The 13,828-nt window shown below is 44.5% G+C and carries 12 protein-coding genes; 9 read left to right on the forward strand and 3 right to left on the reverse strand.

The genetic code is table 11. The features are described 5' to 3' along the window. Positions 1–467: 467 nt before the first annotated feature. On the forward strand, positions 468–1,364 hold the full coding sequence (gene rocF, locus CD004_RS23260) for an arginase (RefSeq protein ID WP_102264884.1): 897 nt from the start codon (positions 468–470) through the stop codon (positions 1,362–1,364). An 82-nt stretch (positions 1,365–1,446) separates the two neighbouring features. On the opposite strand, the gene CD004_RS24555 is transcribed toward rocF, so the two are convergent. After that, positions 1,447–1,617: an aspartyl-phosphate phosphatase Spo0E family protein gene (locus tag CD004_RS24555; RefSeq protein ID WP_102264885.1), complete on the reverse strand. Its 171-nt coding sequence runs from the start codon at positions 1,615–1,617 to the stop codon at positions 1,447–1,449. A 243-nt stretch (positions 1,618–1,860) separates the two neighbouring features. Between CD004_RS24555 and sigW the strand changes: the two genes are divergently transcribed. The 8 genes from sigW to CD004_RS23305 all read left to right on the forward strand — a co-directional run bounded on the left by sigW (position 1,861) and on the right by CD004_RS23305 (position 10,308). Next, positions 1,861–2,424, forward strand: coding sequence for an RNA polymerase sigma factor SigW (sigW, locus tag CD004_RS23270; protein WP_102264886.1), 564 nt, complete (start codon positions 1,861–1,863; stop codon positions 2,422–2,424). Between the two features lie 16 nt (positions 2,425–2,440). Further along, the gene (locus CD004_RS23275) at positions 2,441–3,079 is read left to right on the forward strand and encodes an anti-sigma factor family protein (protein WP_102264887.1); all 639 of its coding nucleotides are present in this window, start codon (positions 2,441–2,443) and stop codon (positions 3,077–3,079) included. Positions 3,080–3,359: 280 nt separating this feature from the next. Next, positions 3,360–4,187: a diadenylate cyclase CdaA gene (gene cdaA / locus CD004_RS23280; protein ID WP_041964276.1), complete on the forward strand. Its 828-nt coding sequence runs from the start codon at positions 3,360–3,362 to the stop codon at positions 4,185–4,187. Next, positions 4,180–5,412, forward strand: a complete 1,233-nt coding sequence (locus CD004_RS23285; protein WP_102264888.1) for a CdaR family protein — start codon at positions 4,180–4,182, stop codon at positions 5,410–5,412. Before cdaA ends, CD004_RS23285 begins: the two co-directional genes overlap by 8 nt. A gap of 37 nt (positions 5,413–5,449) precedes the next feature. Continuing rightward, positions 5,450–6,799 carry a phosphoglucosamine mutase gene (gene glmM, locus CD004_RS23290; RefSeq protein WP_102264889.1) on the forward strand — a complete coding sequence of 450 codons (1,350 nt, stop codon included), beginning with the start codon at positions 5,450–5,452 and terminating at the stop codon, positions 6,797–6,799. A 302-nt stretch (positions 6,800–7,101) separates the two neighbouring features. Then, a complete protein-coding gene (locus CD004_RS23295; protein ID WP_102264890.1) occupies positions 7,102–7,416 on the forward strand; it encodes a hypothetical protein in 315 nt (104 codons plus the stop codon). 63 nt (positions 7,417–7,479) lie between these two features. Then, complete coding sequence (gene glmS / locus CD004_RS23300) at positions 7,480–9,282, forward strand: glutamine--fructose-6-phosphate transaminase (isomerizing) (RefSeq protein ID WP_102264891.1); 1,803 nt, start codon at positions 7,480–7,482, stop codon at positions 9,280–9,282. A gap of 168 nt (positions 9,283–9,450) precedes the next feature. Beyond that, positions 9,451–10,308, forward strand: a complete 858-nt coding sequence (locus CD004_RS23305; RefSeq protein ID WP_102265216.1) for an MBL fold metallo-hydrolase — start codon at positions 9,451–9,453, stop codon at positions 10,306–10,308. A 598-nt stretch (positions 10,309–10,906) separates the two neighbouring features. Here CD004_RS23305 and CD004_RS23310 read toward each other — a convergent pair. Together CD004_RS23310 and CD004_RS23315 are read right to left on the reverse strand one after the other, a co-directional pair. Further along, positions 10,907–11,821, reverse strand: a complete 915-nt coding sequence (locus CD004_RS23310; RefSeq protein WP_102264892.1) for a nuclease-related domain-containing protein — start codon at positions 11,819–11,821, stop codon at positions 10,907–10,909. Between the two features lie 198 nt (positions 11,822–12,019). Further along, a complete protein-coding gene (locus CD004_RS23315) occupies positions 12,020–13,810 on the reverse strand; it encodes a CocE/NonD family hydrolase (protein WP_102264893.1) in 1,791 nt (596 codons plus the stop codon). Between the last annotated feature and the right edge of the window lie 18 nt (positions 13,811–13,828).

A 13,828-nucleotide genomic window follows, 5' to 3' on the forward strand; every position in this document is an offset into this window, starting at 1 on the left:
TGCGGTTATTGTGACAGGTCTCAGGATGCGGAGCCCTAAGCTGTCAAGAAAGTGCTCTTATTATGACAGGTTTCAGGCTGCGGAGCTCAAAGCTGTCAAAAAAGTGCTGTTATTATGACAGGTTTCAGGTATCGGAGCTCAAAGCTGTCAAGAAAAAGCAGTTATTATGACAGGTTTCAGGCTGAGGAGCCCAAAGCTGTCAAGAAAGTCCTGTTATTGTGACAGGTTTCAGGCTGAGGAGCCCCAACCTGTCAAGAAAGTGCAGATCGAATGGTGGGGGCTGCCGCATTTCTTCACCAAGAATGTTCACACTCTCTAACGAGTTGGTGGCATGAATCCCTTAATTCAGTCCGTAAATTCGCTCAATTCCAAACCGTATATATATTCATGAAATTGTCCGGTTGAGTCATTTAAATGAAAGCGTTTAAAATAAAGAGTAGATGAGAGAAAGCAAGGGGGAGAAATTAATGAAGAAACTTTCGATAATTGGCATGCCGATGGATTTGGGTCAGATGAGAAGGGGAGTCGACATGGGCCCAAGTGCAATCCGTTATGCGGGAATAAATGAAAGATTAAAAGTGTTATTTGATGAGATAGAGGATTTGGGAGATATAGCAGTTGGCCGGCCAGAGGTGAAGATTGATCCTAACAGCAATCTGCGCAACCTGGAGCTGGTGGCAGAAAAAAATAGTTTGCTTGCAGATGAGGTAGACAAGATTATTGAATCAGGTTCATTTCCGCTAGTATTAGGTGGTGACCATAGTATTGCGATTGGCACTTTGACAGGTGTATCCAAGCATTATAAGAACCTGGGTGTCATTTGGTATGATGCACATGGAGACTTGAATACAGCAGAAACTTCTCCATCGGGAAACATCCACGGAATGCCGCTGGCTGCGAGCTTAGGGTTGGGACATGAAATGCTAACTCAGTTAGGCGGCTATTCACCAAAGGTAAAACCAGAAAACATTGTCATCATCGGGGCCCGTGCTTTGGATGATGGTGAGAAGGATTTAATCAAGGAGCTTGGCATCAAGGTGTTCACGATGCATGAAATTGACCGGCTGGGGATGGCTACGGTCATTGAGGAAACAGTCAACTATCTTAAAGATAAGACAGATGGCGTCCATCTTTCACTTGATTTGGATGGGCTGGATCCTACAGATGCTCCTGGTGTCGGCACGCCGGTAACCGGAGGTATCAGTTATCGTGAGAGTCATCTGGCCATGGAGATGCTGGCAGAAGCAAAAATTGTTACTTCAGCTGAATTTGTTGAAGTGAATCCAATCCTTGATGACAAGAACAAAACTGCTGGCGCAGCAGTAGCGTTGATGGGTTCTTTATTTGGAGAGAAACTTTTGTAATGCGCCAGTAGTTTTAGAATAGAATCATATTAGTAAGAAAAAATAGGAGCAGCGGCCAAGTCTGGCTGCTGCTCTCTTATTATTAATATAGGAATGTCTTTTTTGAGGTTAAGTGATAATATTTATTTAGTAAGTGGTCGAGTTTAGTGCTGATGTCTACAACCCGTTGATTTGACAGCGAGGTTTTTGCGGCTAATTCAACCATTTCTTTACGGCAATTTTCAATATCCTTCAACAATGTATCTGCACACACTATTAGTTCCTCGCTTTCAATAATATATAGTCTATTTATACCCCTGAGAAAACTTTTTAAACCAAACTGGTAAAAATTTGTTAATATTAACTTATCGTGTTTTTTAGACTTTTTTCGCAAAAAGTCGGTTGGTAGATGATTTTGTCAATTACGTACATAATTAAAGTTTTTATAAAATAAATGAAACCTTTTACGGAATCGATTCGTATATCGATTAGCCGCATGAAGCGCGGAGGTAAAATAATGGAGACAATTGTAAAACACAGAATAAAACAGGTGATCAAGGGAGACCAGAATGCCTATGGAGAGATTGTTGAGGTATACAAGGACAAGGTATTCCAGCTTTGCTACCGTATGCTCGGGAATCGGCATGAGGCAGAGGATATTTCACAAGAAGCATTTATCCGTGCATATATCAATATCAACAGCTTCAATCAAAACTTGAAGTTTTCAACATGGCTGTATAGAATTGCTACTAACCTATGTATTGACCGGATTCGCAAAAAGAAACCAGATTATTTTCTGGATGCAGAAGTGCCTGGGACAGAGGGATTAACCATGTACTCCCAGGTTCCATCTGAGACTCCTTTGCCAGAGGATGAGGTTGAAAGTATCGAATTGCACGATACAATCCAAAAAGAAATTTCAAAACTACCCGATAAATACAGGTCGGTCATCGTATTAAAGTATATTGAAGAACTCAGCCTGAATGAGATCAGTGAAATACTGGATTTGCCGCTTGGCACAGTGAAGACGAGGATCCATCGAGGAAGAGAAGCCTTAAGGCAACAGTTGCGACACGTATAAGGTGAGGTGAAAGAATATGAAATGTTCCGAACAAATTATCGACTATATGCATGAATATCTAGATGAAGAAATCTCCGAAGAACATGAAAAGATTTTAAGGGAGCACCTGCAAAGCTGTTCAGATTGCCAGGAATACTTCAGGGAGCTGAATAAAGCAATCGCTCTTGTTCAGAGCACCTCTCACATCCAGGCACCAGATGATTTTACTTCAAAAGTAATGGCCGGCCTGCCAAAGGAAAAGAAAAAGACGGAAATCCAGCGCTGGTTCAGGAGTCATCCGATTTTTACAGCTGCCTCGCTCTTCCTGGTTTTAATGACAGGCAGCATCTTGTCAACTTGGAACGAAGAACATCAGTTTTCCGTATCGAAGCAGCCTAATTTAATCGTTGAAAATGATACAGTAATCGTGCCTGAAGGTGAAGTTGTCAAGGGTGATGTCGTTGTGAGGAATGGCAAAGTCAAAATCGAAGGTGAAGTACAGGGCAATGTCACAGTGATCAACGGCCAGAAATACATGGCTTCTGCAGGCAATGTCACAGGAGAAATAACCGAGGTAAATGAAGTATTCGAGTGGATCTGGTACCATATAAAGAAGACCGCCAAAAATACAGCAGATCTTTTTGAGAACGACGAAAAGGAACAGTCATTCCAGTAGGAATGGCTGTTTTTTAAGGGTCTTTTTAAAAAGGATTGAATGAGGGAAAACAGACAAGGTGCTACAGATGACATCATTATTAATTTGAACAATGCTTGTGTTATAATAAGAAAGTTATCTTTGTTTATAGGCTGAAGTGCATTGGTCATCTTCCGCTTTTTTTTAACAAAAGGCTGTTTTCGTCATTTTTCGAAAAGAGCTTTACTACAAGGCTGATTGAACTTTCAGGAAGGTTTGCGACTTTCTGAAACAGTCTTACTAAACTACTGGAGGAAGTGCAATGTCGTTTGCGGATTTCGATTTTTTAGAATATCTAGCTAATATTGTTGACATTCTCCTGGTTTGGTTCGTCATTTATAAGCTGATTGCGATAATTCGAGGAACGAAGGCTGTCCAGCTTTTAAAAGGGATCTTTGTCATCCTGATCGTAAAGTTTGTCAGTGATTACTTCGGATTGAATACTCTTAGCTGGATGATGGAACAAGTATTAACCTGGGGATTCCTGGCCATTATCATCATCTTCCAGCCCGAATTGCGACGGGCACTCGAACAGCTCGGCAGGGGACGGCTCTTTGCCAGATCAGGGCTGCAGGAAGAGGAAGACGAAGAGAAGATGGTGGAGGCCATTATCAAGGCAACCGATTATATGGCGAAGCGCCGAATCGGAGCATTGATCTCAATTGAAAGAGAAACAGGAATGAGTGATTACATAGAAACAGGCATACAGCTTCAATCAAAAATCTCCTCTGAACTGTTGATTAATCTTTTTATACCAAATACACCGCTTCATGATGGAGCTGTAGTCATACAGAAAAACATCGTAGCAGCGGCTGCATGTTATTTGCCGCTTTCGGAAAGTCCGTTCATCTCGAAGGAGCTGGGTACAAGGCACAGGGCCGCACTCGGAATCAGTGAAGTAACTGACAGTATCACGATCGTTGTTTCTGAGGAGACAGGGAATGTATCGGTTACCCGTAACGGCGAACTTTACCGTGACTTGAGCGGGGAAACGCTAAGGGAACTGCTCACAGCTGAACTGATTTCTCCATCAAGAATCAAGCAGGCCGCTTCTACCCGCTGGAATTGGAGGGGGAAGAAAAATGGATAAATGGATGGATAATCCCTGGTTCATAAAAGTCGTTGCCCTGGTTCTAGCCGTCCTGCTCTTTGGGTCTGTCCCTAAGAACGACCCAGATAAGCCCGGAGATGTGAATGTGCCATCAGATGAAAAGGTGGAGACAGTTGAAGACGTACCGGTAAAAAGGGTTTATGATACCGATACTTTAGTAGTATCCGGTGTGCCTGAGACGGTTACAGTTACCCTGCAAGGCCCGAAAAACCTTGTTCAGCAGGCGAAAACTCTACGGAATTTCGAAGTGTTCGTAGATTTGACAGAGGCCGAACTCGGAAATCAGCGAGTCCCGATTACGATTAAAGATGTCTCGGATCGCCTGACCGTTACCATCGAACCTGGTTATGCGAATGTTTCCATCCAGGAGAAGGTAACGAAGGAATTCAGGGTGGAGGCTGAGTTCAGCGGTAATATAGTTGAGGAAGGCTATATAGCCGAGAAACCAGAGGTAAAGCCTAATAAAGTCCAAATAACAGGTGCCAAAGATGTAGTTGATAAAATCACTTTTGTGAAAGCAACTGTCAATTCATCAGGGAAAATATCAGAAACAATCACACGAGAAGCAAGTGTTCTAGCTTTGGATAAAGATATGAACAAGCTTAATGTCGTTGTGGAACCTCAGGTTGTCGAGGTAACAATCCCGATTAAAAGTTCAAGCAAGAAGGTACCGATCGATATTGTCCGGAAAGGAACTCCTCCAAGTGGAGTAACAATCGATTCAATAACGTTGGAAACGAAGGAAGCAGAAATCATCGCTGACCCAGGCGTACTCGAGGAATTTGATAATGTCAGGGTAGAAGTGGATGTCAGCAAGATTGATGAGGATACGGAGATCACCCTCCCGGTCATCATCGGTGAAGGAATTGTCAAGGTTTCACCCGAAACGGTCAAAGTGGTCGTGAAAGTCACAAAGGCTTCCGAGAAAAGCATTTCAAATGTTCCCATAGAAATTGATGGGATGGGTGAAGATTTTGAAGTTAACTTCCTTGATCCCGCAAACGGTCAGACGAATTTGACCGTTTCTGGGCCGAGTGATATTGTTTCAGCTCTGTCATCCGATGATTTTAAAATCCTGATTGATGTGACGGAACTGGATGAAGGAAATCATGAAGTCGACATGAAGGTGACAGCACCTCAAAATATAACGTGGAGATTGGCTAAAGAAAAAGCCAGTATATCGGTTGCGAAAAAAGATGCGTAATTGACTGCAATTTTTCATACAAGGAGAGATTTTAAGAATGGGTAAATATTTCGGTACAGACGGAGTACGTGGTGTTGCGAACAGCGAATTAACACCAGAATTAGCTTTCAAGCTTGGCCGCTTTGGAGGCTATGTCCTTACAAAGGAACATGATCGCCCTAAAGTTTTAATTGGAAGGGACACTCGTATTTCCGGACATATGCTTGAAGGAGCGCTGGTTGCCGGTCTATTATCAATCGGAGCGGAAGTCATGAGGCTCGGCGTCATCTCTACTCCAGGGGTAGCTTATTTGACGAAGGCCCTTGGCGCGCAGGCAGGAGTCATGATTTCTGCATCTCACAATCCAGTAGCGGATAATGGCATCAAATTCTTTGGGCCGGATGGTTATAAGCTATCCGATGATCAAGAGAATGAAATCGAGCAATTGATGGATATGGAAACAGATGAACTGCCTCGTCCGGTGGGTGCGAATCTTGGACAGGTGAATGATTACTTTGAGGGTGGCCAGAAATACCTTCAATATCTTAAGCAATCTGTTGATGAAGATTTCACAGGGCTGCATATCGCGCTGGACTGCGCACATGGGGCAACATCATCCTTGGCTACGCATTTGTTTGCTGACCTCGATGCGGATACTTCCACAATGGGCGCATCGCCTAACGGCTTGAATATTAATGATGGCGTCGGATCGACACATCCGGAAGCACTCGCAGAATTCGTAAAGGATAAAGGAGCGGATTTAGGCCTTGCTTTTGACGGAGACGGTGACCGCCTGATTGCAATCGATGAAAAAGGTAATATCGTTGATGGCGACCAGATCATGTATATCTGCGGCAAGTTCTTGAAGGAAAGAGGTCAGCTGAAGCAGGGTACAGTTGTTTCTACCGTAATGAGCAACCTTGGTTTTTACAAAGGCCTAGAAGAGCACGGAGTCCAAAGTGTCCAGACTGCTGTTGGCGACCGTTATGTCGTTGAAGAGATGAAGAAAAATGGCTATAATCTTGGCGGCGAGCAATCTGGCCATATCATCTTCCTTGACTACAATACAACAGGGGATGGCCTGCTAACGGGCCTGCAGCTTGCCAATATCATGAAAGCAACGAACAAGCCGCTTTCTGAACTGGCTGGAGAAATGAAGAAATACCCTCAGGTTCTCGTAAATATTCGGGTGACTGATAAGCACCACGTAACAGATAACGAGAAGGTAAAAGAGGTGATCGAGCAGGTCGAAGCGGAAATGAACGGCAACGGCCGTATCCTTGTTCGTCCTTCTGGAACTGAGCCATTGGTACGTGTCATGGCAGAAGCTGCAACAGCAGAGCTTTGCGAAGAATACGTTAGACGGATTGCTGTCGTTGTTGAAGAGGAAATGGGATTAAAAGCATAGGAACCAGTCATATGCATAAGGGCTTCGGCACATAGAAGAGCCCTTATGCATATTTATTTATAGTGAAAGTTTATTTTTTTCACTTAGAGAAGTGTCCAGCTTCAGCGCATACCCCCTCGAGTCGCTTCGGTCCGCCCAATGAAGTCAAAGAGCGACTTCACTGGTCGGCCCTCCAGCGCTTGTCAGGGCTGACCAAGGCGCTTGCGCTTTTCTTGTGAAGGGAAGTTTTAGCCAGACTGTAAAGGGTAATTGTACGGGAAGGCTGTTTTCCTTTGTTTTCTATTGACGGATGCATGAGTATCATGTATGATAATCCTGTTTTTGTAAATAAGGCTGTTTGTGTAACAAGAGCCTTAAAAAACGATTTTATTGAAAGGTGGGCAGAGGTAGATCAAGGGAAAACTAAAGCGCCAGGACTAATCCTTGACCGTAAATATGGATTAGTTGACGAGGTGGAGGTTTATCGAAGTTTCGGCGGATGCCTCCCGGCTGAAAGCACAGCCGCCAATTCCATCTTTAAAACATTAAGGCAACTTAATGCACAAAGAGATGGGGATGCTAAAACTAACGAGGATTGGATATTAAAGTCTGACCTCAGGACTAATTATATGAGATAAGGGGGCAAGCTGCCCCTATATAAGAGGCTTCTTGCCCCCTGTCGTACAGGAGGAAAAGAAGTTATGTGTGGAATCGTTGGATATATTGGAAATAATGACTCGAAAGAGATTTTATTAAAAGGTCTGGAAAAGCTTGAGTACAGAGGGTATGACTCTGCAGGAATCGCAGTCATGAATGAAAAGGGAGTTCACGTTTTTAAGGAAAAAGGACGTATTGCGGATCTTCGCAATGTAGTGGACAACGGTGTCATGGCGAACGCTGGTATTGGCCATACTCGCTGGGCGACTCACGGTCCTCCAAGCAAGGTGAACGCTCACCCTCACCAAAGCTCAACAGGCAGACTGACTCTTGTCCACAATGGTGTAATCGAAAACTACGATCTATTGAAGCGCCAGTACTTGCAGTATGTCGAATTGAAAAGTGAAACAGATACTGAAATTATCGTCCAGTTAATCGAACTGTTCGTAAAAGAAGGTCTGAGCTTAGAAGAAGCGTTCCGCAAGACGCTGACACTTTTACATGGTTCATATGCACTTGCCCTTATAGATGAGCAAAACGAAGACACGATTTTTGTGGCGAAAAACAAGAGCCCGCTTCTTGTCGGCCTTGGCGATGGCTTCAACGTTGTTGCCAGTGACGCGATGGCAATGATCCAGGTAACAAACCAGTATGTTGAACTGATGGACAAGGAAATGGTGATTGTCAATAAAGACGAAGTGACAATCATGAACCTTGATGGTGAAGTCATTTCACGCGCTCCTTACACAGCAGAGCTTGATGCAAGTGATATTGAAAAGGGAACTTACCCTCACTACATGCTCAAGGAAATCGACGAGCAGCCGCTTGTAATGCGCAAAATCATCCAGAACTACCAGGATGGCGAAGGCGGGCTTGAAATCGACTCTGATATCGTTGCTGCGATGAAGGAAGCAGACCGCATCTACATTATTGCTGCGGGTACTTCTTATCATGCAGGACTTGTCGGCAAGCAGTTCATCGAAAAATTGGCGAAGATTCCTGTTGAAGTCCACATCTCAAGTGAGTTTGGCTACAATATGCCGCTACTATCTGAAAAGCCATTGTTCGTCTTCATTTCACAAAGTGGAGAAACTGCGGATAGCCGCCAGGTTCTTGTCCAAGTGAAGGAGATGGGCTTCAAAGCATTGACGATTACGAATGTGCCTGGTTCAACGCTTTCCCGTGAAGCAGACTATACTCTTCTTCTTCATGCTGGTCCTGAAATTGCGGTTGCTTCAACAAAAGCATACACAGCACAGCTTGCTGTCCTCGCAATTTTAGCAGAAGTAACAGCTCGCGGAATTGGCCATGAAGTAGACTTTGATCTTGTACAGGAATTAGGAATTGTGGCGACAGCAATGGAAGCCCTTTGCGACGACAAAGAGGAATTCGAAAGTATCGCGCGTGAATACCTGACTGTGACAAGGAACGCATTCTTCATTGGACGCGGAATTGACTTCTACGTAGGACTTGAAGGCGCGTTGAAACTGAAGGAAATTTCGTACATCCAGGCTGAAGGCTTTGCAGGCGGAGAATTAAAGCATGGAACAATCGCCTTGATCGAAGAAGGAACACCAGTTATCGCCCTTGCAACACAAGGCTTTGTCAACTTGAGCATCCGTGGAAACGTCAAAGAAGTCGTTGCCCGCGGAGCAAACCCGTGCATCATTTCCATGAGTGGACTGGAAACAGACGAAGACCGCTTCGTCATCCCAGAAGTGCACAGCCTATTAACACCTCTTATCTCAGTAATCCCGCTGCAGTTAATCTCATACTACGCAGCGCTGCACCGTGACTGTGACGTTGATAAGCCACGTAACCTGGCTAAGTCTGTTACGGTTGAATAAAATATTTTAAAACTCCAGAAGGGTCGGGATCGTACTTGGTACGATTCTCGATCCTTTTTTTATAGCGCCTTGATTTAGGCTTTTCCAACCTGTCCAATCATAAATTATCTATAGAGAGAGACAATAACTCTGTATGTAATGTGTTTTTACGGAGGTATTGGGATGGAAATAGATCAGCAAATGAACTACGGAAGTGATTATAAATATATTCCTGCTACTTCTATAGGCAGCGGTGTGGGTATGGATATTTTACCGGACCTATTTAATTATACTGTCCAGATAGTCAATATTCATTTGGTTGGAAATCATGAAACAAAGGATTTTGTTCTAGTCGATGCAGGAATGCCTGAATCAGCGGAAGAGATTATTTCTGTGACAGAAGAGCGTTTTGGAACAAACAGCCGTCCAAAAGCGATTGTTTTAACACATGGTCATTTTGATCATGTTGGAGCGATTATCGAATTGGTGGAGCATTGGGGAATTCCAGTTTATGCACATGAACTGGAGATACCTTATTTGACCGGGCAAAAGAGTTATCCTGAACCAGACTCAACCGTTGAAGGTGGCTTGGTAGCAAAGTTGTCGCCTCTTTTCCCAAACGAACCAATCAACCTGGAGAATCATGTAGAAAAACTTCCTTCTGACGGAAGTATTCCCCATATGCCAGAATTCAAGTGGATACACACACCAGGGCATACGCCAGGCCATGTTTCTTTATTTAGAGAAAGAGATCGAGCTCTAATCGTGGGGGATGCATTTGTGACTGTTAAACAGGAGTCACTGTATAAAGTTTTAACACAGGAACAGGAAATAAGCGGCCCCCCAAGGTACCTGACTCCAGATTGGAAATCCGCTAAGGAATCAGTCATTAAGCTAGAGGCCTTGAAACCAGCAGTTGCCGTGACAGGGCATGGAATACCGATGTCTGGTGAATTATTGTCAAACAGCCTGGAAAAGCTGGTACGGGAATTTGACAGTATTGCGATACCGGACTATGGGAAGTACGTGGATAAGGGTGGACACTAGACCGTTTATTATTGAGTCCGAAGGCATTTGTATGCCTTCGGTTATTTTTTGGAAAATTATAGGATGAAACATAGATATATCTATAATTTAAATCGAGGTCATAATAACCTAAAAGGGCTATGTACCCGAACAGGTGTGTGAGCCAAGTAAAAGGTCACATAGAAAAGGTCTATGTGACCGAAAAGGGGTGTAAGCCAAGTAAAAGGTCACATAGAAAAAGTCTATGTGCCCGAACAGGTGTGTGAGCCACATAAAAGGTGTGTGATCCAAGTAAAAGGTCACATAGAAAAGTTCTATGTGCCCGAACTGGAGTGTAAGCCACATAAAAGGTCACATAGAAAAGGTCTATGTGACCAAACAGGTGTGTGAGCCACATAAAAGGTCACATAGAAAGATCCTATATGCCCGAACTGGAGTGTAAGCCACACAAAAGGTAACATAGAAAGATTCTATATGCCCGAACTGGAGTGTGAGCCAAGTAAAAGGTCACATAGAAAAATTCTAGGTCCCGAAATAAGAAGGAAATGCCAAAAAAGGTCTAGAAAAAAGGTATAGCTCCAAAAATAATTAGCCGGATAACTTAGATGATACAGATGTACTACTCAAAAAACTGGTGTCTATTGGTACCAACGGCATTGAAGTTATTTTTTAAAATGTGCCTGATAATCTTTCGTGACAGTACTCCATTACACCAATCATACACCAAAGCTGTAGTTAACTTCCTCTCCGGAAAAAGTAACCTAATTTCCTCGATACTTCGCATCACGGCGGTATCGATCTTTTCATGTGTTCCGCAGTGGCTGCACACGAATTCCTTTTTTTCGATTGTATCCATGAGCTGATGACATTCTTCACACATAAGCCCTTTCTTCAATTGTTCATATTCGTAATGTGGCAATCGCTTATAAGGGGAGTCGGTTTGGTGCAATTGTAAAAGCTTCTCTGCAATTTTTCTATGAAGATTTGTTAGTTTGGAATGTTTCTTGTTTAGATTTTTCATATAACGATTTAACTGGCTCGGGAATATAATGGGTGCATCTTTGGGGGACTGGTATAGAGTAAATTCAGGGTTTATGAAGACGACGGAGGATTCAATCACAAGGCGAAAGCCTAAGCTTTCAAATAGTTGTCGAAGCAGGGAGATACACCGTTTTAATTGAAGTAGGGGATCTTTGATTTCACTTCCGTTGATTTTTTTGAGGCGTTCACCTTCGTAGTAGTAGTCACCTGCGTAGTACTTAACTTCGAACACTAGGAATGCATCTTGAATAATGACAAGAGAATCAATCTGGAAGGTTGTGCCTCCTACTTCTAGGAGCAGGTCATTCAGTATCAGATGTTCTATTTCAAGGCTTTCCAGCCATATGTCGAACTTGATTTCTCCTTCAAATCCTTTCCTGAGACTATAGTGCCGTTGTTTCTCTTGCTCACTAAATTCCATCCGAGGTGCTAACCAATCCAACATTTTCAACTCATCTGGTTTGTTTCGATTTTTTAATATCATACTCCACATCCTTTCTCCTCCATTCTTAAACAAAAGAGAATAAATAGCCAGTGAACATTTTAAGGCAAAAAAACCTGCCGATTCGTCGACCGGCAGGTTAATCTAAAAATGAATTTTCCACTACTAGCAATCTAATTTCAAATTGAAGTTTCTACCATGGACTGTCTAATCTAAAAATAAGATTTCACCACCAGGCTAACTCAAAAATCATTCCTCCACCACCGCCAGTACAATCGATGACGGATATTTAGAGTTAGACAAAATCGTTGCCATCCCACCGAGCTGATTGAGCAGCTGCGGTGCTGGCGACATCGAGTGCGGGAAGTCGCTTGGCCCGATGGCGACGCGGAGTCTGTGGCCTTCTTTAATGACGAAGTTGCTCGGGAAGATCTCGACGTCCAGCTCCATAACCTCATATGGCTTCACTTCCTTCACTGCAGCCCTCGTAAATGGGTGCCATGGCTGAATGTTCTCTCCATCTAGGAAGCGGCTCTTGCTTTCGTCGACTGCCCGGTGCGAAGCGGCAAGCCATCCAGCGGTAATCTCGCGGGAAGTCCCGTCCGGCGCGACATCTGTTACTCGGACAGACAGAACTAGTTCACGGGCCGTTGTTTTGGCAAAAATCTTAGCGGCGATCGGCCCGGAAACACGCAGGTCTGTATTCACTGGTACTGTCGTATAGGTGAGCTCGCCCAATTCTGTCAGTCGATTATCCTTCGTACATGGCAGGGCATCCGGAATTCCGGCCATCCACTGATTCGTGCTGCCTGAGCAGACGCCATTCAGCGGCTGCTGGAGCATAGTGCGCGACGGCTCTAAAGAGGAAGGAGTCTCCTTCGTCAACTGATTCCCGCTTCGGAGGTAGTACTTTTCAGCTACTGCCTCCTGATGCGGCCAGCCTGGCTGGACCTCGAATCGATCCTCCCCCAGCACATATTGTGTGACATCAGGGATTTTATTGATGTTTGTGTTGATTCCCATCAAATACTGGTCGAACCATCGTAACGCCAGCTGGTCAAGGGCAGGGACATTGTCGGCAGGCAAGCCACTGCCATAGTTGCCATGCGTCCAGTTTCCCATCAGCAGCTTTGTCTGTACGCCGTTCGCTTTTAATTTTTCATAAAGAAGCGGAGTGCCTCGCTGAAAAAGGTCGTGGAGTCCGCCGGTGAAAAATGCAGGAACTTCAATTTGATCGGCAACTGCCAGTGGGGAGCGCAGCTGTGCGGCTGGTCCATCATAGGCGAAGTCGCCACCTGTAATCGCAGAGCTCAGAGTGCTGACTGGAAAGCCGAGCACTTGCCCAGTGTGGCTTAACAGCACTGTCGTTCCCATGATTGGTTCTGACAGTGTGTAGGAAGGTGGGAGCAGGCCGCTGCCAGTCACAAGTCCGAGCCAGAGCGGGATGAATCCGGTATTTACCATTCCCCCGGACATGAGAATGTCGCGGTACATGTCACCCATCGGTACGATCGGAAAAATAGCTTCCAGTCCATCAGGTTGCTGGGCTGCGGTTAAAAGCTGGTTGATGGCCCGGTAAGAGGAGCCGTATAAACCAACCTTGCCATTGCTCCACGGCTGGCTTGCTGCCCATTCGACAAGCTCCTTGCCATCGCGTTGTTCTGCTTCGCCGAATGAATCCCATGCCCCCTGTGATGCGCCCGTTCCACGTACATCGACTATCACATGGGCATAGCCGCGCTTAATAAAATACTCATTAAGATTCTCGGTGCTGCTTACGTTTTTATTATAAGGTGTTTGTGTGAGGATGACAGGGAACGGTCCGTCTCCATCTGGCAGGTGAATATCCGCCGCAAGAATAATGCCATCCCTCATCGTGACGAAAACATCTTTTTTCGTAGTATAGCTTGAATACTGTTCTGGGCGGTCATAGATCGTGTCCTCCCAATCTTGATCTGCGGCAGAAGCCTGGGAAGTACCTAGCCCCTGGAACAGGCTGAAGATGAGTAAAAAAGCAAGTGAAATATGGAAGAATTTCATCAGCAAGCCTCCTGTAAG

This window comes from Mesobacillus jeotgali, from assembly GCF_002874535.1.
GTDB lineage: Bacteria > Bacillota > Bacilli > Bacillales > Cytobacillaceae > Mesobacillus > Mesobacillus jeotgali.